The sequence below is a fragment of the Pseudomonas putida genome (assembly GCF_004357765.1).
In the GTDB taxonomy this organism is placed as follows: Bacteria; Pseudomonadota; Gammaproteobacteria; order Pseudomonadales; family Pseudomonadaceae; genus Aquipseudomonas; species Aquipseudomonas putida_U.
Genome location: NZ_SMTE01000021.1, coordinates 18,047 through 36,352, shown reverse-complemented (window position 1 = coordinate 36,352; position 18,306 = coordinate 18,047). Strand labels below are relative to the sequence as shown.

The window sequence follows — 18,306 nt, the reverse complement described above, 5'->3', positions numbered from 1 at the left end:
TCACAGTGAAAGCTTGGTGAAAGGTTCGTTACCTAGCATCGCATCACGGTCGCACTGCGCGCCGGAAAAAGCACCAACAAGGTGCATCGAATAAGAACAAAAATACGGAGTCATCCCGATGCTGTCATCGCAGCCGCAGGCGTTCACGCCTCGCCGTTCCCTGTCTACACGACCTTCCGCCCTCGCCAGCGCCCTCGCGCTAGCCGGCGTCGCCCCATTGAGCCAGGCAGCCTTCCTCGAAGACAGCACGGCCACCTTCGAAACCCGCAACATGTACTTCAACCGCGATTTTCGCGACGGCACCAGCGCGCAACAATCCAAGCGCGACGAATGGGCCCAGGGTTTCATGCTCAATTTCGAGTCTGGCTACACCGAAGGCACCGTAGGCTTCGGCCTGGATGCATTGGGCATGCTGGGCATCAAGCTCGACTCCAGCCCAGACCGCGCCGGCAGCGGCCTGCTGCCGGTACATGATGACGGCAAAGCCGCCGACGAGTATTCCAAGCTTGGCCTGACCGGCAAGGTGAAGGTATCCAACACCGAGCTCAAGATCGGCTCGCTGATACCGGATCTGCCCACCCTGCAGCCCAACGACGGGCGTATCCTGCCGCAAACCTTCGAAGGTGGGCTGCTCACTTCGCAGGAAATCAAGGGTCTGACCTTCACCGGCGGACGCCTGGACAAAGCCAAGGATCGCAACGACACCAACTGGGAAGATCTCGCCCTCAACAACAAGAATGGCCGCTTCGGCGGGAGCTTCACAGCCGACAATCTGTCCTTGGCCGGCCTGGACTATCAAATCACCGACCGCCTCACCGGCAGCTACCATTTCGCCCAGCTCGACGACATCTACCGTCAGCACTTCATCGGCCTGGTCGCCAGCCAGCCGTGGGGGCCGGGCACCTTCGGCGCCGACCTGCGTCTGGCGCTCAGCGACGACGCAGGGCAGGCCAAGGCCGGACGCATCGACAACACCACGTTCAACGGCATGCTCAGTTACGCCCTGGGCGGCCATAAGGTCAGCGCTGCCTGGCAGCAGCTGACCGGCGACAGCGCCTTTCCCTACGTCGATGGCGCCAACCCGTACCTGGTCAACTTCGTCCAGATCAACGACTTCGCCGGTGCCGACGAACGCTCCTGGCAAGCGCGCTACGACTACAACTTCGCCGCCCTGGGCGTTCCTGGGCTGACCTTCATGACCCGCTACATCAGCGGCGACAACGTCAGTCGCGCCGCAGGCGGCGAAGGCAAGGAATGGGAACGCGATACCGAGCTCAAGTACGTGGTACAAAGCGGCCCGCTGAAAAACGTCGCCGTTCGCCTGCGCAATGCCACATTCCGCTCGAACCTCGCCCGCGATGCCGACGAAGTGCGTCTGCTGGTGAGCTACAGCGTGGCCCTCTGGTAACACCTCATAACAACAACACCCTCGGAGATAGACGATGACCTTTTCACTGCGCCGCCTCGCCCTTGCCACTGGCTGCCTGCTGCTTGCCAGCAGTGCCATCGCTGCCGAACCGAAACGCCCTGAATGCATCGCGCCGGCTTCGCCAGGCGGTGGCTTCGACCTGACCTGCAAGCTGGTGCAAAGCGCTCTGGTGCAGGAAAACATCCTGAGCAAGCCAATGCGCGTCACCTACATGCCCGGCGGAGTCGGTGCAGTGGCGTACAACGCCGTGGTCGCCCAGCGCCCCGCCGATGCCGGCACCCTGGTGGCCTGGTCCAGCGGTTCGCTGCTGAACCTGGCCCAAGGCAAGTTCGGCCGTTTCGACGAAAATGCAGTGAAATGGTTGGCCGCTGTCGGCACCAGCTATGGTGCCATCGCGGTGAAAAGCGACTCGCCCTACAAGACCCTCGACGACCTGGTCGCAGCGCTGAAGAAGGACCCGAGCAAGGTGGTGATCGGTTCCGGCGGCACCGTTGGCAGCCAGGACTGGATGCAGACCGCGCTGATCGCCAAGGCCGCTGGCATCAATCCGCGTGACCTGCGCTATGTGGCTTTGGAGGGCGGCGGCGAGATCGCCACTGCACTGCTCGGCGGCCACATCCAGGTCGGTTCCACCGATATCTCCGACTCCATGCCGCACATCCAGAGCGGCAGCATGCGCATCCTTGCGGTGTTCTCGGAAAACCGCCTGGATGAGCCGGAGATGAAAGACATCCCGACTGCCAAGGAGCAGGGCTACGACATCGTCTGGCCAGTGGTACGCGGTTTCTACCTCGGGCCAAAGGTCAGCGACGAAGACTACGCCTGGTGGAAGGCCTCGTTCGACAAGATGCTGGCTTCTCAAGACTTCGCCAAGCTGCGTGACCAGCGTGAGCTGTTCCCGTTCGCCATGACCGGCGAGGAACTGGACGCCTACGTGAAGAAACAGGTGGTTGCGTACAAGGCACTGGCCAAGGAATTCGGCTTGGTTCAGTAACCCGCCGAGTCCTTCCACGATCCCTGTGGGAGCGGGCTTGCCCGCGAAGAACGCACCGCGATGCATGGCATCGGCGTTGCCGATGTTCGCGGGCAAGCCCGCTCCCACAGGGAAGTATGAGAGCCGCTTCAATCGAGGATTTTCCAATGATCCTGCAACGCATCTTCGCCCTGGCCCTGCTGGCGGTATGCGCCGCACTGGCCGTGATGGCCTGGCCCTACCAGGCCGCATTTTCCTATGAACCGGTGGGTCCGCGGGCCTATCCGTTGCTGATGCTCGCCTTGATGAGCCTGGGTCTGCTGTACCTCGCCATCCGCCCCACGCCCATCGTGCGCAAGGATGACGAACCCGAACTCGACCGCGCCACGTTGACCAAGATCGCAACCTGCGTCGGCCTGCTGCTGGTCTTCGCCGGCACCTTCGAAGCCCTGGGCTTCATCCTCAGCGCGATCCTGATCGGTATCCCGATGGCCCGCCTGTACGGCGGTCGTTGGTTGCACAGCTCGTTGGTGGTGGTGGCCATGAGCCTGTTCCTTTACTGGCTGTTCGATCACGTCATGGACGTGCCCCTGCCCCTTGGTCTGCTGAGCGTACTGGAGAACTGACACATGGATACCTTGAGCTACCTGGGCCAGGGCTTCGGCGTCGCCCTGAGCCCCTATAACCTGGTCACCGCCCTTTCCGGCACCTTGATCGGCACCGTGGTCGGCCTGCTACCGGGCCTGGGCCCGATCAACGGCGTGGCCCTGCTGATCCCGATCGCCTTCGCCCTTGGCCTGCCGCCAGAGTCGGCCTTGATTCTGCTGGCAGCAGTGTACCTGGGCTGCGAATACGGCGGGCGGATCAGCTCGATCCTGCTGAACATCCCGGGCGAGGCCTCGACCGTGATGACTACCCTCGACGGCTACCCCATGGCCCGCAACGGCCTGGCGGGCGTGGCTCTGTCGCTGTCGGCCTGGAGTTCGTTCATCGGCGCCCTGATCGCCACATGCGGCATGGTGCTGTTCGCTCCACTGCTGGCCAAGTGGGCGATTGCCTTCGGCCCGGCGGAGTACTTCGTGCTGATGGTATTCGCCATCGTCTGCCTGGGCGGCATGGCCGGCGACAAACCGTTGAAGACCTTCATCGCTGCGTTGATCGGCCTGTTCCTCTCGGCGGTCGGCATCGACGCCAACAGCGGCGTCTACCGCTTCACCGGTGACAGCGTGCACCTGGCCGATGGCATCCAGTTCGTGGTGCTGGTACTGGGCCTGTTCTCGATCAGCGAAATCCTCCTGCTGCTGGAAAAGACCCACCATGGCCACCAGGCGGTCAAGGCCACCGGGCGCATGCTGTTCAATTTCAAGGAAGCGGCATCGGTGTTCGTGGTCAACATCCGCTGCGGCCTGCTTGGCTTCATCATGGGCGTACTGCCCGGTGCCGGAGCCACCCTGGCCAGTGCCGTGTCCTACATGACCGAGAAACGCATCGCCGGCGCCAGCGGTAACTTCGGCAAAGGCGACGCCCGCGGTCTGGCGGCTCCGGAAACCGCCATCGGCGCGTCCTGCTGCGGCGCCCTGGTGCCGATGCTGACCCTGGGCGTACCTGGCTCGGGCACCACCGCGGTGATGATCGGTGCGCTGACGCTGTACAACATCACCCCTGGCCCGCTGCTCTTCGAACAGCAGCCGGATCTGGTCTGGGGCCTGATCGCCTCGCTGTTCGTGGCCAACATCATGCTGGTGATCCTGAACATCCCGATGATCCGCATCTTCACCCGCATCCTCGCCGTACCGAACTGGGCGCTGGTGCCGGTCATCGCGATCATCACCGGGATCGGCGTCTATGCCGTGCACGCCACCACCTTCGACCTGTTCCTGATGGTCGGTATCGGCATCATGGGCTACATCCTGCGCAAACTGGACTTCCCGCTGTCGCCGATCCTGCTCGGCTTCATCCTCGGCGGCTTGATGGAACAGAATCTGCGCCGGGCATTGTCGATCTCCAACGGCGAACTGGGCATTCTCTGGTCCAGCCCGATCAGCCTGTCGGTTTGGGTGCTCACCGCCTGCATGCTGACCCTGCCGCTGCTGCGCATCTGGCGCAAGCGCAGTCAGCAGCGCCGGGCTCTGGCCGATGCCTGACCGGTCGTTGCCGCTGTACTGGGCCACCGGGCTGGTCGGTCTTGCTGGCGGTTTTGCCGCCAGCAAGATCGGCTGGCCCTTGCCATGGATGGTCGGGGCGTTGCTGGCGATCATCCTGGTACGCTGCCTGACGCCCTGGCAACTCTCGGAAATCCCCAATGGCCGCAAATGCGGACAATGCATCATCGGCATCGGCATCGGCCTGCACTTCACGCCAGCGATCATCGAACAAGTGGCCAGCCACTTCGTCCTGATCTTCTTCGGCGCACTGTTCACCACCCTGTCCAGCGTGATCAGCGTATGGCTGCTGCGGCGCAGCGGCGAGGACCGCGCCACGGCGTTCTTCGCCAGCATGCCCGGTGGTTCGGGAGAAATGGTCAACCTCGGCGCACGCAACGGTGCCGTGCTCAGCCAAGTGGCCGCAGCCCAGAGCCTACGAGTGCTGGCCGTGGTGCTTTGCGTGCCGGCACTGTTCAAGCTGCTATTGGGCAATGGCGTGGCACTGAATCACTCCGCTGGCGTGAACTGGGGCTGGATAGCCTTGATCGTGCCGGCGGGCGTGGCGGTCGGCTTTGCCTGGCAACGTCTGCGCCAGCCCAACCCTTGGCTGTTCGGGCCATTGCTGGTGGCCGCAGCAGTCAGCCTGGCAGGCAACCTGCAGATCGCTCTGCCCAATGGCGCCAGTCAACTCGGGCAATGGCTGATCGGCAGTGGCCTGGCCTGCCACTTCAACCGTGCATTCTTCCGTCGCGCGCCGGCATTCCTGGGCCGGACCTTGCTTGCCACCCTGCTGTGCATGGTGATTGCCGCCACCGCGGCGTGGGGGTTGAGCGCACTGACAGCGCTCGATCTGCGTTCGCTGACCTTGGGCATGATGCCTGGAGGCATTGCCGAAATGAGCCTGACGGCGGAGACGCTGCAACTGTCGGTGCCGCTGGTGACAGCGTTGCAGGTGATGCGCCTGTTGTTCGTGCTGTTTCTGGCTGAGCCGCTGTTCAGGTGGTGGAACGCCAGCCAGCCTTGATCGCATCGCTCTTTTCGCGGGCAAGCCCGCTCCCACAGGTACAGCACCGTCCTTGCGGCGTGTGGTGTACCTGTGGGAGCGGGTTTACCCGCGAAAAGGCCACCGCGAACTACAACGCCGGCAACGCCCAATTGATCGGCGCCAAGCCCCGCTGCTCGAGAAACCCATTGGCCCGGCTGAAATGTCCACAGCCGAGGAACCCACGATAGGCCGACAGCGGCGAAGGGTGCACCGACTTGAGTACCAAGTGCCTGGTGCCATCGATCAGCTTCTGTTTGCTTTGGGCATGTGCCCCCCACAGCAGGAACACCACGTTCGGGCATTGCTCGCTGACCACCTGGATGATCCGATCGGTGAAGAACTCCCAGCCCTTTTTCGCATGCGACGCAGCATTGGCGCGCTCGACGGTCATGGTCGTGTTGAGCAGCAGCACGCCCTGGTCGGCCCAGCTTTGCAGGCAGCCATGGTTGGGGATGGGAATGTTCAGGTCACGCTGCAGCTCCTTGTAGATGTTCACCAACGAAGGCGGTGCAGGGACACCCGGCTGCACCGAGAAGCACAGGCCATGGGCCTGGCCGGGACCGTGATAGGGGTCCTGGCCGAGAATCACTACCTTGACCTCAGGCAACGGCGTGGAGTTGAGTGCGTTGAAGATCAGCGGCCCTGGCGGGTAGATCTCTTTACCGGCGGCGTGCTCCTGGCGCAGGAACTCGCGCAACTGCTGCATGTAGGGCTGGTCGAACTCGGCACGCAGGGCGGCCTTCCAGCTGGGTTCGAGTTTGATGCGATCGTCGTCAGTCATGGCGCCATCCGTAAACAATGGCGCGACACTAGGTAACCCGGCCACGGCTGTCAATCGATCCGACCGACGACCGGCATGATCGGCGTGGCAAGCCATACTGCATAGATGACTTGCGCGAGGTAGTTCATGTCCATTCACTGCGAGGTACTCACCGGCGTCGATGGCGCCAGGCTCGGTATCGCCACCCTGGATGCGCCCAAGGCGCTCAACGCCTTGAATCTGCCGATGATCGAACGACTCGGCGAGCAGTTGCACAGCTGGGCCCACGACCCCGGCGTCGTCTGTGTGCTATTGCGTGGCAGCGGCGCCAAGGCATTCTGCGCCGGCGGCGACGTCCGCGCCCTGGCCCAGGCCTGTCGCGACCACCCCGGCAGCGTGCCGCCGCTGGCTGCCAGTTTCTTCGCCGCTGAATACCGCCTCGACTACGCCCTGCACACCTATCCCAAACCCCTGCTGTGCTGGGGGCACGGACATGTACTCGGTGGAGGCATGGGGCTTTTGCAGGGTGCCTCGGTGCGCATCGTGACGCCCAGTAGCCGGTTGGCGATGCCGGAGATCAGTATCGGCCTGTACCCGGATGTCGGCGCCAGTTGGTTCCTTGCTCGATTGCCCGGCAAAGTCGGCTTGTTCCTCGGCCTGACCGGTGCACCGATCAACGCCCGGGACGCCCTGGACCTGGACCTGGCCGACCGCTTCCTGGGGGAACAGCAGCAGGACGCCCTGATCGAGGAGTTGCTGCAACTGAACTGGCAGGAACAGACGGCCCTGCAGTTGAACAGTCTGCTCAAGGCCGAGCAGCATCGCGCTAGCGCCGAACTGCCAGCGGCTCAATGGTTGCCCCGCAGGCAAGTGATCGATGAGGTGCTGGATGTGGCCGATGCCGCATCGGCCTGGCGTGCACTGGAAAACCTCAAACATCACCCCGACCCACTGCTGGCCGAAGCTGGCCAGCGCCTGCACGAGGGCTGCCCATTGACCGCGCACCTGGTCTGGGAGCAGATCAGGCGAGCTCGCCATCTGTCATTGCCACAGGTGTTCCAGATGGAGTACGGCTTGAGCCTGAACTGCTGCCGTCACCCGGAGTTCAGCGAAGGAGTGCGCGCCCGTCTGCTCGACAAGGACAATCTGCCGCGCTGGCACTGGCCCGATGTGTCGCAGGTGCCGGCAGCGGTGGTCGAAGCGCACTTCGCCAAGGCCTGGGAGGGTCGCCATCCATTGGCTGACCTTGGCTAGTGCAGGTCCTCAACGCTGCCAGTTACGATTGCGCTCGCCACGCATGCCGTCCGGTCGGCGCTCGCGCTCGCCACGGCCGCTGGAATGCCAGCGATCGTTCTGATAACGCTGGCTGTCGTTTCGATAGTCGTGGCGGTCGCGATCCCGACCGTAGTCATGACGCTGGCGATGGCCATAATCGTTGCGTGGATTGCCATGCCATTGATTCACTCCCGGTCGCGGGTAACCCTGATAATGATGCGGCGCAGGGGCCGGTCGGTAATAGCGAGGCACCGGCTGGTAGTAGTACCGGGGCTGCGGTGCTACATAGTAGCGGTCATAGCGGTAGTAACCGGGGTTCACATAGCCACCGCTGTAGTAGGTATCCGAGCGATAATAACCGCCGTCGCCGTAATAGGGTGCGCAAGCGGAAGTCATCAGACCCAACAGAGCGAGCAGCAGAATTCGATAGGACATGGCGGCCTCCTGGACCGCTAAGATGCCCGGCCAACGGCGTTGGCGAGCGCCGGCGAGCAGACGCTCATCGGCAATGATTAAGACCGCTGAACCTAGGTGCAGTGCCCTTTGTGCAATAATTTGAAACAGGTAGCTTTAACGTGAACGACCCTCAGCGCTGCCCCGCCTGCGGCGCCCCCAATCGCTGCACCCTGGCCGATCCGCGGACCGCCACGCAGCCTTGCTGGTGCTTCTCGGTCAGCATCGACCCGGCCGTGTTGCAGGCCCTTCCCGACGAACTGCGCGACCGTGCCTGCCTCTGCCCTGCCTGCGCTGCGGTCGAGTTGCAATTACCCGCATCCTCCACAGCGTCGACACGATAGACTGCGTTCCCCAATCGATACCCTCCCAACCATGCGCCTTGACCGCTTCCTCGCCAATCTGCCCTGCTATAACCGCCAGCAGGTCCGCCTGCTGCTCGCCCAGCGGCGCGTACGCCTGGGCGGTGAGGTGGTGGTCGACCCACAGGCCGAGGTCCGCGAATTCAGCCGCGTCGAGGTGGATGAGCAGGTGATCCAGGTCGGGCGTCCGGCGCGCTACCTGATGCTGCACAAACCGGCCGGCTGTGTCAGTGCCACCCAGGACCCGCAGCACCCTACCGTCCTCGACCTGTTGCCCGTGGCTCTACGCGAAGGCCTGCACATCGCCGGGCGTCTGGACTACAACACCACCGGCCTGCTAATTCTGACCAACGACGGCCAATGGTCACGGCGCCTGACCCAGCCGCAGACCAAGCTGCCCAAACACTACCTGGTCGAGACCGAGGACGAGATCGGCGCGCACTACGCTGCCACCTTCCAGCAAGGTCTGTACTTCGCGTTCGAAAACCTCACCACCCAGCCTGCCAGCCTGGACATCCTCGGTCCGCGCAGGGCTCGCCTGGGCATCGTCGAAGGGCGCTATCACCAGGTCAAGCGCATGTTCGGCTTCTTCGACAACAAGGTGGTCGGGCTGCACCGGGAAAGCATGGGCACCATCCGTCTCGACCCGACGCTGGCGCCAGGGGAGTTCCGGGCGCTGAGCGCTGAGGAAATCGCCTCGGTGTGAAGACTGGACACTGTCCGGACGTCATACGACCGCCCAGCGGCTCAGGTCACATTTCTGCTCATGCGAACCTTGCAGGATCACCGCCTCGCTGCTTGACTCCTAATTCGTCGGTCTGCATGTGACCACCTGGTCAGCCCCGCAGTCCAAGACGCCTTTTTGCCGGCCACCCAAGACCCCGATGCCTTGGGGCACGGCAGATTGCCCGCCTATAACAATACCGTCGAACCGTTTGCCATGGATCGACACAGGGCCCCCGGTTAGCTTCAGGCGAATGCCTACCTGTCATAAAGCACGTGCACCCTAGGTGACGCGAATACCCTTTTTGCGCCAGGAGTCGATGACATGAGGCCAGAAATCGCTGTACTTGATATCCAAGGTCAGTATCGGGTTTACACGGAGTTCTATCGCGCGGATGCGGCCGAGAAGACGATCATCCTGATCAACGGTTCGCTGGCTACCACGGCCTCGTTTGCCCAGACGGTGCGTAACCTGCACCCGCAGTTCAACGTCGTGCTGTACGACCAACCCTATGCCGGCAAGTCCAAGCCGCACAATCGTCAGGAACGGCTCATCAGCAAAGAGACCGAGGCGCACATCCTGCTTGAGCTGATCGCACACTTCCATGCCGATCACGTGATGTCCTTCTCCTGGGGCGGAGCCTGCACCCTGCTGGCGCTGGCGCATCAACCCCGGCAGGTGAAGAAGGCGGTGGTCAGCTCGTTCTCGCCGATCATCAACGAACCAATGCGCGACTATCTCGACCGTGGTTGCCAGTACCTCGCGGCCTGCGATCGCTACCAGGTGGGCAACCTGGTCAACGACACCATCGGCAAGTACCTGCCGTCGCTGTTCAAGCGCTTCAACTACCGCCACGTCAGCAGCCTCGACAGCCACGAGTACGCGCAGATGCACTTCCATATCAACCAGGTGCTGCAACATGACCTGCAACGCGCTCTGACCGCAGCGCGCAACATCGACATCCCGGTACTGTTCATCAACGGCGACCGGGACGAGTACACCACCGCCGATGACGCCCGTCAGTTCAGCCGCCATGTGGACAAGAGCCACTTCAGCGTGATCCGTGATGCCGGGCACTTCCTCGACATGGAACACAAGACCGCCTGCGAAGCCACCCGGGAAGCCATACTCGGCTTCCTCAAGCCGACCGTGCGCGAGCATCGACCGCGTTTCAACTACGCGCAGGAGCAGCATGCACTGGCCATCTGAGCGCATCGGCGACCTGGCGCCTCGACCCGCAGGCTAAAGGCCGCCGACAAGCTTTTTTATAACCTTGGGCTTCTCATTGCAGGCAGGTTCTGGTACAAAGTCGACCGTCTACGCGGGTATAGTTTAATGGTAGAACAGTAGCTTCCCAAGCTTCCGACGAGGGTTCGATTCCCTCTACCCGCTCCACATCGCATCCCCGCATGGCGTTCCAGCAACGTCATCGCAGTCAAAAGGAGCCTTGGCTCCTTTTTTCGTTTCTGCACGTTCGTTGACCTGGCCCAACGCCCCCTTTCCCACTCCTCGCTTGAATGCACGGCGCGCCGACATGCTTGCAAGCAAAACGGCTTATGGCGCATATGCTTCATGGATTAGCGAAACATCCGGAAAGGACTGCACATGTTTCTCTCACGCTGGCTCCCAGGCCTCGCCAACCTGCTGCATTACCGACGCGAGTGGTTTTCCGCCGATCTCCAGGCTGGGCTTTCAGTCGCCGCCATTCAGATCCCCATCGCCATCGCCTATGCGCAGATCGTCGGCCTGCCGCCACAGTACGGGCTGTATGCCTGCGTGCTGCCAATGATGGTCTACGCCCTGGTGGGCAGTTCACGTCAGCTGATGGTCGGCCCCGATGCGGCCACCTGCGCGATGATCGCCGGCGCCGTGGCGCCACTGGCCATGGGCGATACGCAACGCACCGCCGAGCTGGCAGTGATCGTCACCGTGCTGGTCGGGGTCATGCTGATCGCCGCCGGCATGGCCCGTGCCGGCTTCATCGCCAGCTTCTTCTCCCGACCGATCCTGATCGGCTACCTCAACGGCATCGGTCTTAGCCTGATCGCCGGGCAGCTATCCAAAGTGGTGGGCTTCAAGATCGAGGGTGATGGCTTCATCCTGAGCCTGCTCAACTTCGTGCAGCGTCTGAACGAGATCCACTGGCTCAGCCTGGCCATCGGCCTCGGTGGGCTGGCCTTGCTGATCTGGTTGCCGCGGCGCTACCCGCGCCTGCCCGCGGCGCTGGTGACGGTGGCGGTGTTCACCCTGCTGGCCGGCGTGCTCGGCCTGGACCGCTTCGGCGTCGCCATTCTCGGTGAAGTACCCGCGGGCATTCCACAACTGGCCTGGCCGCAGAGCAGCCTGGCAGAAATGAAAAGCCTGCTGCGCGACGCCCTCGGGATCGCCACCGTCAGCTTCTGCAGTGCCATGCTCACCGCGCGCAGCTTCGCCGCACGGCACGGCTACGCGATCAATGCCAACCATGAGTTCGTCGCCCTCGGGGTGAGCAACCTTGCCGCTGGCATTTCTCAGGGTTTCGCCATCAGTGGTGCCGATTCGCGCACCGCAGTCAACGACATGGTTGGCGGCAAGAGCCAATTGGTAGGCATCATCGCTGCCCTGGTGATCGCCTTGATCCTGCTGCTGTTCACCGCGCCGATGGCCTGGATCCCGCAGGCGGCGCTGGGCGCGGTGCTGCTGATGGCCGGCTGGGGACTGATCGACATCAAGTCGCTGCCACAGATCCGCCGCCTGAGCCGCTTCGAATTCTGGCTGTGCCTGCTGACCACGGTCGGTGTACTGGGCCTGGGGGTGCTGCCCGGTATCGTCTTCGCCGTGACCCTGGCGATCCTGCGCCTGCTCCATAGCATCTATCAGCCGACCGATGCAGTGCTCGGCTGGCTGCCGGGAACGGAGGGCCAGGTCGACATCCGTCGGCACAAGGACGCCCGTACCGTTCCGGGTCTGGTGGTGTACCGCTTCGACGACGCGATCCTGTTCTTCAACGCCGACTACTTCAAGATGCGCCTGCTCGAGGCCATGCAGACCGAACCCGAGCCCAAGGCCGTGCTGTTCGACGCAGAGGCCGTCACCAACATCGACGTCAGTGGCATGGCCGCCTTGCGTGAGTTACGCGATACCCTGGCCGCTCAAGGTATCCACTTCGCCATTGCCCGCGCCCGCGGCACCTTCCTGCGCATGCTGGTGCGCTCGGGCATGGCCCGGGAAATGGAGGAGAAACAGCTGTTCGGGTCGGTGCGGGCGGGCATCCGGGCGTATCGCGTGTGGCGGAACAGGCAGCGCCAGGAGGCCACGGACCAGTAAACCAACGGACCATCTCCTGATAGCAACGACACGAGCTTTTAGAGGATGCAGTGCGCACGCCGTGCTAAAGTCCCGCCGTTTCCCGCTTTACCGAATGGAACGCACATGCCAGCCCTCGACGCCCGTCTCGCCCCTTGGCCAGAACTCAACCAACGCCATCCTTGTGATGCGCTGCTGCTCGGCAACGGCGCCAGCCGTGCATTGTGGAAGCCATTCGGCTATTTCTCGCTGTTCGAAGAGGCCCAGCGCGCTGGCCGCAAGAAAGGCCTGGGAGTCAGCGACCAGGCGTTGTTCAAGTCCCTGGGTAGCGAGTTGTTCGAGCCCCTGTTGAGCACCCTCAATCACACGGTGCGGGCCAATGCCGCGCTGGCGATCAACTCGACCGCGCCGCTGAACCGTTATTACTCGATCAAGGAAGCGTTGATCCATGCCGTGCGCACGGTGCACTTGCCGTGGTCGCTGTTACCGCCCGCCAGCCTGGGGACGATCAACCTGGCCTTGCGCGGCTATCGCAGCGTCTATACCAGCAACTATGACCTGATCCTGCCCTGGGCCATGCAGCACGACCCACAGGGCTTCGCCACGCTGTTCGACGAGCAAGGTTTCTTCGACGTGCGCCGCCCCCACAGCGAAGGGACCCGTGTCCTGCATCTGCATGGCGGCCTGCACCTGCTCAAGCTGCCCGACGGCAGCACCCGCCAACGCAGCGCCGAAGCCGGCGAACTACTGGACGGCTTTGCCGTGAATATTCCGGGTGAGGTACCGCTATTCGTCAACGAGGAGCGCAGTGACGAGAAGCTGCGCGCCATCCGCAGTTCCGACTACCTAACCTGGTGCCTCGGCCAACTGGCGCAGCAAAGTCAGGGCCTGTGCCTGTTCGGCCAGCACCTGGACAGCAGCGACCGGCACCTGCTCGAAGCGATCCGCCAGGCGCGACCAGCGCATATCTCGATCGCCATTCGTCCATTGAGCGAAGCGTCGGTGATCAACCAGAAGCAGCACTTCGTCGAGCGCTTCGGCGATATGACGGAGACGACACTGCACTTCTTCGATGCTTCAACGCATCCGTTGGGCGCAGCCGATCTGGCGATCCAGGTGCCGGAGGCGTACCGCTGAGGCGCGTACCGCCTTACTGACAGCTGCCGCCGAAGACCCGTTCATGGGCGCGGGAGACATTGACCGACATTGCTACGCGCGCCAGCTCCATGAGCTCCTGAGCGATGGAGTAGCTTCCCCGCGCCTGGAGCCAAGCCAGTACTTCCGCCAGGTGCCACAGCGATACGCTGCTTTCATGAATCGGCGCCGGGAAGCTGTGCATGTGCGAGAGCATCAACTTGCGCATGTTCTGGCGCGATACGCCAATCATCGCCGCGACGTCGGTAAGCCCCACCAGGTCAGGCGTCGCCTCGATCAGCCGGGCCCAGGGCACAGCCGTGCGCACGTCATGCAGCGCGCTTTCGATGGCTTCTTTGGCCGAGCGGGATTCGCGCACGAAAGCCAGCGCCAATCGCCCCGGTTGGCCGATACCGACTACTGCATCGTCACAGCCTGCTTCAGCCAGCCGTTCGAGCAGTAGATCGACGTTCTCGTCTTTCAGAAGTTGGTATCTGAGAGTGAATTCGTATTCCATTTCTACTTCTCCTCAGCAGCCGCCGATATGCTGGTTACCCGAGCACGGGCGCAATTGCACACAATTCGCTTCAGCTGACGAGCGAAGTTCTCAGGGTTTTTCGGGGTACTCCAGATGCTGGTGATACAGAACTCACCACATCGGCAATCGGTATCGTTATAAGGGCAATACATCTTTCCCCAACAGTGCCCTCCTCCCGCCACGACTTTCCATCCTTGTGACTCAGCGTGCCGAAGGGCCTGTTCGACCTCTTTCCTGCATGACTGGGGCGTGACATCAGCGCTTTCTCCAGTGTGGGCTCATCACCGCATGGTTGTCAAATGACAACCATGCGGCAGCTAGAGCGGTTAAGCCACACTACAGAGCTTTGTCCTCAATGCCCTCTCCACTAAGGCGCCTTCGGAAGGTTCTCACAAAGATTCCGGATCAGATCAACCCATCATTGCGCAGCAACGTCTCCAGACAATGCTCCTGTACGCCATAAAACGCCTTCAACTGGGCAATCTTCTCCAACAGCGCTGCGTTATCCACCGGCTGGCGCCGCTTCACCGCGAGAATCATCTTGTTCTTGTTGGTGTGCTCCAACGAGATGAACTCGAACACCTTGGTCTCGTAACCACAGGCTTCCAGGTACAGCGCGCGCAGGCTGTCGGTGAGCATTTCGGCCTGCTGGCCCAGGTGCAGCCCGTACTGCAGCATCGGCTGCAGCAGGCCTGGGCTGTGGAGCTGCGGGCGGATCTGCTTGTGGCAGCACGGCGAGCACATGATGATCGAGGCGTTGCAGCGAATGCCGGTGTGGATGGCATAGTCGGTGGCGACATCGCACGCATGCAGGGCGATCATCACCTCGATGGCCTCCGGGACCACACTGCGCACATCGCCGCACTGGAATTGCAGCCCTGGATGATCCAGGCGCGCGGCGGCGGCGTTGCACAGGTCGACCATGTCCTGGCGCAATTCGACACCGGTCACCTCGGCCTCGCGGCCGAGGGTGTCACGCAGGTAGTCGTGCATCGCGAAGGTCAGGTAGCCCTTGCCCGAACCGAAGTCGGCCACGCGCAGTACCTGCTCCCCAGGGATAGGGGCGCTGGCAAGGGCATGGTCGAAGACTTCGATGAACTTGTTGATCTGCTTCCACTTGCGCGACATGGCAGGAATCAGCGCGCCCTGGGCATCGGTCACGCCCAGGTCGCGCAGAAACGGCCGCGACAACGACAGGTAGCGCTTCTTCTCGCGATCATGCGCCGTCGAGCCCGCGGCCTCACGCGGTGGCTGGGCGCCATGGCGTTGCAGCATCGGCTTGCCCTTCTTGCTGAAGGTCAGCTGCAACTCGCCGTCGGCATCGAACAGGTGGGCATTGCGAAACCCATCGGGCAACAAGTCAGCCACCAACGCCTGGGCTTCATCCAGCGGCAGATTGCGGGTGATGTCGCGGGTCTGGTGGCGGTAGACCAGCGAAAGGCACGGTTGACCCTTGACCTGCAACGGCTTGGCGATGATGCGCTGCAAGGTCGGGTCGGCGCCCACCGGGCGGGCCAGCACCAACTTGACCAGGGTATCGCCCTGCAGGGCAGCACCGAGCTGGTCGAGGAACTGGGCACGCGCATCCGGCGCGGAAGAAGCGGAAATAGGGGCGGACATGGAAACGGGTGCCTCGAATAGCGGGAAGCGCAGTGCGCAATGCCGCGCATTCTACGTCGATGACCGGGTCAGGCGAAGGCTTTCACGATCGGCGTGGCCGAATCGGGAGTGACAGGACTCCCTTCGCAAGCGGCGGATTCAGGCATAATCGCCGGCTGGCATGCACAACAATATCCGCCTGAACATTTCGCCTGCGCCCATAGCCAATCTGGTTAAAGCCAAGGCCCCGACCACGGAATTCACGATGAAACTGTCTTTGCTGGGCCTGGCCATGGCCCTGGCCGCCCAGGCCGCCCTCGCCGCCCCGACCGCTCCTCCCCTGCAGGACAAGCAGGCCTTCATCGACCACCTCATCGGACAAATGACCGAGGCCGAGAAGATCGGCCAACTGCGCCTGATCAGCATCGGCCCGGAAATGCCCCGCGAAAAGATCCGCGAGGAAATCGCCGCAGGGCGTATCGGCGGCACCTTCAACTCGCGTACCGCACCCGAGAACCGGCCCATGCAGGATGCCGCCATGCGCAGCCGCCTGAAAATCCCGATGTTCTTCGCCTACGACACCATCCACGGCGAGCGCACCATCTTCCCGATCGGCCTGGGCCTGGCGGCGACCTGGGACATGGAGGCCATCGCCAAGGTCGGTCGGACCTCGGCCATCGAAGCGTCGGCCGACGCGCTGGACATGACCTTCGCCCCCATGGTCGACATCGCCCGTGACCCACGCTGGGGGCGCACCAGCGAAGGCTTCGGCGAAGACACCTACCTGACCTCGAAGATCGGCCAGGTGATGGTCCGCGCTTTCCAGGGCAGCAGCCCAGCCAACGCCGACAGCATCATGGCCATCGTCAAGCACTTCGCCCTGTACGGTGCGGTGGAAGGCGGACGCGACTACAACACGGTCGATATGAGCCTGCCGAAGATGTACAACGACTATCTGCCACCCTACCGCGCCGCACTGGATGCCGGTGCCGGCGGGGTGATGGTCGCGCTCAACTCGATCAATGGCGTGCCGGCCACGTCCAACACTTGGTTGATGAACGATCTGCTGCGCAAGGAATGGGGTTTCAAGGGCGTGACCATCAGCGATCATGGTGCCATCCAGGAGCTGATCCGCCACGGCGTCGCCCGTGACGGTCGCGAAGCCGCCAAGCTGGCGATCAAGGCCGGCATCGACATGAGCATGAACGACACCCTTTACGGCGAGGAACTGCCAGGGCTGCTGAAGTCCGGCGAGGTGTCACGCGCCGAACTGGACCAGGCGGTACGAGAGGTTCTGGGCGCCAAGTACGACATGGGTCTGTTCAAGGACCCCTATGTGCGCATCGGCAAGGCCGAGACCGACCTCAAGGATTACTACACCGACGACCGCCTGCACCGCGAAGCCGCCCGCGACGTGGCGCGGCGCAGCCTGGTGCTGCTGGAGAACCGCCAGCAGACCCTGCCGCTGAAGAAGTCCGGCACCATCGCCCTGGTCGGACCACTGGCCGATGCGCCGATCGACATGATGGGTAGCTGGGCCGCCGACGGCAAACCGATGCACTCTGTCACCGTCCGCGAAGGCCTGCGCCGGGCCTTGGAGGGCAAGGCCAAGCTGGTCTATGCGAAAGGCTCCAATGTCACCGGTGACAAGGCCATCCTCGACTACCTGAACTTCCTCAACTTCGATGCTCCGGAAATCGTCGACGATCCTCGCCCCGCCTCCCTGCTGATCGACGAAGCGGTCAAGGCGGCCAGGCAATCGGACGTGGTGGTCGCCGTGGTCGGCGAATCGCGCGGTATGTCCCACGAGTCGTCGAGCCGCACCACCTTGGAAATCCCAGCGGTCCAACGCGACCTGATCAAGGCCCTGAAAGCCACCGGCAAACCGCTGGTCCTGGTGCTGATGAACGGCCGTCCGCTGTCGATCGGCTGGGAGCGGGAGCAGGCCGATGCCATCCTGGAAACCTGGTTCGCCGGGACCGAGGGCGGTAACGCCATCGCCGACGTGCTGTTCGGTGACTACAACCCGGCCGGCAAGCTCGCCATCACCTTCCCGCGCTCGGTCGGCCAGATCCCGATGTACTACAACCATACACGCATCGGCCGCCCCTACACGCCGGGCAAGCCGGGCAACTACACCTCGCAGTATTTCGAGGAGCCCAATGGTCCGCTCTACCCGTTCGGCTATGGCCTGAGCTACAGCACCTTCGAGCTGTCCGGGTTGCGCCTGTCGACCAAGCAACTCCAGCGTGGCGGCACGTTGGAAGCCAAGGTCACGGTGAAGAACACCGGCAAGCGTGAGGGTGAAACCGTGGTTCAGCTGTACCTGCAGGATGTATCCGCCTCGATGAGCCGCCCGGTGAAAGAGCTCAAGCACTTCGAGAAGCTGATGCTCAAGGCGGGTGAGTCGCGCACCCTGAGTTTCACGCTCAACGAAAACGATCTGAAGTTCTACAATGCCCAGCTACAGCGAGTGGCCGAACCTGGCGAGTTCAATGTCCAGGTCGGGCTGGACTCCGAGAACGTGCAGCAGGCGAGCTTCGAGTTGCTGTAACGTACCGCCCCTTTCGCCAGACAAGCCCGCT

The 18,306-nt window shown here is 62.9% G+C and carries 16 protein-coding genes, 1 tRNA gene and 1 pseudogene; 13 read left to right on the top strand and 5 right to left on the bottom strand.

Features of this window, described 5'->3' with window-relative positions; translation table 11 throughout:
• Nucleotides 1-118: 118 nt before the first annotated feature.
• The 5 genes from E2H86_RS24310 (at nucleotide 119) to E2H86_RS24285 (ending at nucleotide 5,570) form a co-directional block, all read left to right on the top strand.
• Entirely contained in the window at nucleotides 119-1,408 is a 1,290-nt protein-coding gene (locus E2H86_RS24310; protein WP_133332052.1) for an OprD family porin, read from the top strand.
• A gap of 34 nt (nucleotides 1,409-1,442) precedes the next feature.
• Nucleotides 1,443-2,423, top strand: coding sequence for a Bug family tripartite tricarboxylate transporter substrate binding protein (locus E2H86_RS24305; RefSeq protein ID WP_133332051.1), 981 nt, complete (start codon nucleotides 1,443-1,445; stop codon nucleotides 2,421-2,423).
• 146 nt (nucleotides 2,424-2,569) lie between these two features.
• Nucleotides 2,570-3,028 carry a tripartite tricarboxylate transporter TctB family protein gene (locus tag E2H86_RS24295; RefSeq protein ID WP_133332050.1) on the top strand — a complete coding sequence of 153 codons (459 nt, stop codon included), beginning with the start codon at nucleotides 2,570-2,572 and terminating at the stop codon, nucleotides 3,026-3,028.
• Nucleotides 3,029-3,031: 3 nt separating this feature from the next.
• Nucleotides 3,032-4,546: a tripartite tricarboxylate transporter permease gene (locus tag E2H86_RS24290; protein ID WP_133332049.1), complete on the top strand. Its 1,515-nt coding sequence runs from the start codon at nucleotides 3,032-3,034 to the stop codon at nucleotides 4,544-4,546.
• Complete coding sequence (locus tag E2H86_RS24285; protein WP_133332048.1) at nucleotides 4,539-5,570, top strand: AbrB family transcriptional regulator; 1,032 nt, start codon at nucleotides 4,539-4,541, stop codon at nucleotides 5,568-5,570. Before E2H86_RS24290 ends, E2H86_RS24285 begins: the two co-directional genes overlap by 8 nt.
• Before the next feature lie 109 nt (nucleotides 5,571-5,679).
• Here the strand turns inward: E2H86_RS24285 and ung are convergent, their stop codons facing one another.
• A complete protein-coding gene (gene ung, locus E2H86_RS24280) occupies nucleotides 5,680-6,372 on the bottom strand; it encodes a uracil-DNA glycosylase (protein ID WP_133332047.1) in 693 nt (230 codons plus the stop codon).
• Nucleotides 6,373-6,498: 126 nt separating this feature from the next.
• Between ung and E2H86_RS24275 the strand changes: the two genes are divergently transcribed.
• Nucleotides 6,499-7,605, top strand: coding sequence for an enoyl-CoA hydratase/isomerase family protein (locus E2H86_RS24275; RefSeq protein ID WP_133332046.1), 1,107 nt, complete (start codon nucleotides 6,499-6,501; stop codon nucleotides 7,603-7,605).
• A gap of 9 nt (nucleotides 7,606-7,614) precedes the next feature.
• Here E2H86_RS24275 and E2H86_RS24270 read toward each other — a convergent pair whose 3' ends face one another.
• Nucleotides 7,615-8,061 carry a hypothetical protein gene (locus E2H86_RS24270; protein ID WP_133332045.1) on the bottom strand — a complete coding sequence of 149 codons (447 nt, stop codon included), beginning with the start codon at nucleotides 8,059-8,061 and terminating at the stop codon, nucleotides 7,615-7,617.
• A gap of 140 nt (nucleotides 8,062-8,201) precedes the next feature.
• Here E2H86_RS24270 and E2H86_RS24265 point away from each other — a divergent pair, with 140 nt between their 5' ends.
• The 6 genes from E2H86_RS24265 to E2H86_RS24240 all read left to right on the top strand — a co-directional run bounded on the left by E2H86_RS24265 (nucleotide 8,202) and on the right by E2H86_RS24240 (nucleotide 13,587).
• The gene (locus E2H86_RS24265; RefSeq protein WP_133332044.1) at nucleotides 8,202-8,423 is read left to right on the top strand and encodes a cysteine-rich CWC family protein; all 222 of its coding nucleotides are present in this window, start codon (nucleotides 8,202-8,204) and stop codon (nucleotides 8,421-8,423) included.
• A gap of 31 nt (nucleotides 8,424-8,454) precedes the next feature.
• Nucleotides 8,455-9,147, top strand: coding sequence for a pseudouridine synthase (locus tag E2H86_RS24260; protein WP_133332043.1), 693 nt, complete (start codon nucleotides 8,455-8,457; stop codon nucleotides 9,145-9,147).
• Nucleotides 9,148-9,489: 342 nt separating this feature from the next.
• Nucleotides 9,490-10,374, top strand: a complete 885-nt coding sequence (locus tag E2H86_RS24255) for an alpha/beta fold hydrolase (RefSeq protein ID WP_133332042.1) — start codon at nucleotides 9,490-9,492, stop codon at nucleotides 10,372-10,374.
• Between the two features lie 112 nt (nucleotides 10,375-10,486).
• Nucleotides 10,487-10,560, top strand: a tRNA-Gly gene (locus tag E2H86_RS24250).
• Nucleotides 10,561-10,770: 210 nt separating this feature from the next.
• Complete coding sequence (locus tag E2H86_RS24245; protein ID WP_133332041.1) at nucleotides 10,771-12,471, top strand: SulP family inorganic anion transporter; 1,701 nt, start codon at nucleotides 10,771-10,773, stop codon at nucleotides 12,469-12,471.
• A gap of 105 nt (nucleotides 12,472-12,576) precedes the next feature.
• Nucleotides 12,577-13,587, top strand: coding sequence for a DUF4917 family protein (locus tag E2H86_RS24240; protein ID WP_133332040.1), 1,011 nt, complete (start codon nucleotides 12,577-12,579; stop codon nucleotides 13,585-13,587).
• A gap of 13 nt (nucleotides 13,588-13,600) precedes the next feature.
• Here the strand turns inward: E2H86_RS24240 and E2H86_RS24235 are convergent, their stop codons facing one another.
• The 3 genes and pseudogenes from E2H86_RS24235 to E2H86_RS24225 all read right to left on the bottom strand — a co-directional run bounded on the left by E2H86_RS24235 (nucleotide 13,601) and on the right by E2H86_RS24225 (nucleotide 15,742).
• Complete coding sequence (locus E2H86_RS24235) at nucleotides 13,601-14,101, bottom strand: helix-turn-helix transcriptional regulator (protein WP_133332039.1); 501 nt, start codon at nucleotides 14,099-14,101, stop codon at nucleotides 13,601-13,603.
• 2 nt (nucleotides 14,102-14,103) lie between these two features.
• Nucleotides 14,104-14,378: pseudogene (locus E2H86_RS26360) on the bottom strand (hypothetical protein).
• 149 nt (nucleotides 14,379-14,527) lie between these two features.
• Complete coding sequence (locus E2H86_RS24225; protein WP_133332038.1) at nucleotides 14,528-15,742, bottom strand: class I SAM-dependent methyltransferase; 1,215 nt, start codon at nucleotides 15,740-15,742, stop codon at nucleotides 14,528-14,530.
• Nucleotides 15,743-15,986: 244 nt separating this feature from the next.
• Between E2H86_RS24225 and bglX the strand changes: the two genes are divergently transcribed.
• Nucleotides 15,987-18,275 (top strand): beta-glucosidase BglX, encoded by a 2,289-nt coding sequence (bglX, locus tag E2H86_RS24220; protein ID WP_133332037.1) that lies wholly within the window; start codon nucleotides 15,987-15,989, stop codon nucleotides 18,273-18,275.
• Nucleotides 18,276-18,306 lie beyond the last annotated feature (31 nt).

What these genes read in the sequence shown, in the direction of transcription:
- E2H86_RS24310 (WP_133332052.1), top strand. Translation starts at nt 119, where the DNA reads ATGCTGTCATCGCAGCCGCAGGCGTTCACGCCTCGCCGTTCCCTGTCT.
- E2H86_RS24305 (WP_133332051.1), top strand. Translation starts at nt 1,443, where the DNA reads ATGACCTTTTCACTGCGCCGCCTCGCCCTTGCCACTGGCTGCCTGCTG.
- E2H86_RS24295 (WP_133332050.1), top strand. Translation starts at nt 2,570, where the DNA reads ATGATCCTGCAACGCATCTTCGCCCTGGCCCTGCTGGCGGTATGCGCC.
- E2H86_RS24290 (WP_133332049.1), top strand. Translation starts at nt 3,032, where the DNA reads ATGGATACCTTGAGCTACCTGGGCCAGGGCTTCGGCGTCGCCCTGAGC.
- E2H86_RS24285 (WP_133332048.1), top strand. Translation starts at nt 4,539, where the DNA reads ATGCCTGACCGGTCGTTGCCGCTGTACTGGGCCACCGGGCTGGTCGGT.
- ung (WP_133332047.1), bottom strand. Translation starts at nt 6,372, where the DNA reads ATGACTGACGACGATCGCATCAAACTCGAACCCAGCTGGAAGGCCGCC.
- E2H86_RS24275 (WP_133332046.1), top strand. Translation starts at nt 6,499, where the DNA reads ATGTCCATTCACTGCGAGGTACTCACCGGCGTCGATGGCGCCAGGCTC.
- E2H86_RS24270 (WP_133332045.1), bottom strand. Translation starts at nt 8,061, where the DNA reads ATGTCCTATCGAATTCTGCTGCTCGCTCTGTTGGGTCTGATGACTTCC.
- E2H86_RS24260 (WP_133332043.1), top strand. Translation starts at nt 8,455, where the DNA reads ATGCGCCTTGACCGCTTCCTCGCCAATCTGCCCTGCTATAACCGCCAG.
- E2H86_RS24255 (WP_133332042.1), top strand. Translation starts at nt 9,490, where the DNA reads ATGAGGCCAGAAATCGCTGTACTTGATATCCAAGGTCAGTATCGGGTT.
- E2H86_RS24245 (WP_133332041.1), top strand. Translation starts at nt 10,771, where the DNA reads ATGTTTCTCTCACGCTGGCTCCCAGGCCTCGCCAACCTGCTGCATTAC.
- E2H86_RS24240 (WP_133332040.1), top strand. Translation starts at nt 12,577, where the DNA reads ATGCCAGCCCTCGACGCCCGTCTCGCCCCTTGGCCAGAACTCAACCAA.
- E2H86_RS24235 (WP_133332039.1), bottom strand. Translation starts at nt 14,101, where the DNA reads ATGGAATACGAATTCACTCTCAGATACCAACTTCTGAAAGACGAGAAC.
- E2H86_RS24225 (WP_133332038.1), bottom strand. Translation starts at nt 15,742, where the DNA reads ATGTCCGCCCCTATTTCCGCTTCTTCCGCGCCGGATGCGCGTGCCCAG.
- bglX (WP_133332037.1), top strand. Translation starts at nt 15,987, where the DNA reads ATGAAACTGTCTTTGCTGGGCCTGGCCATGGCCCTGGCCGCCCAGGCC.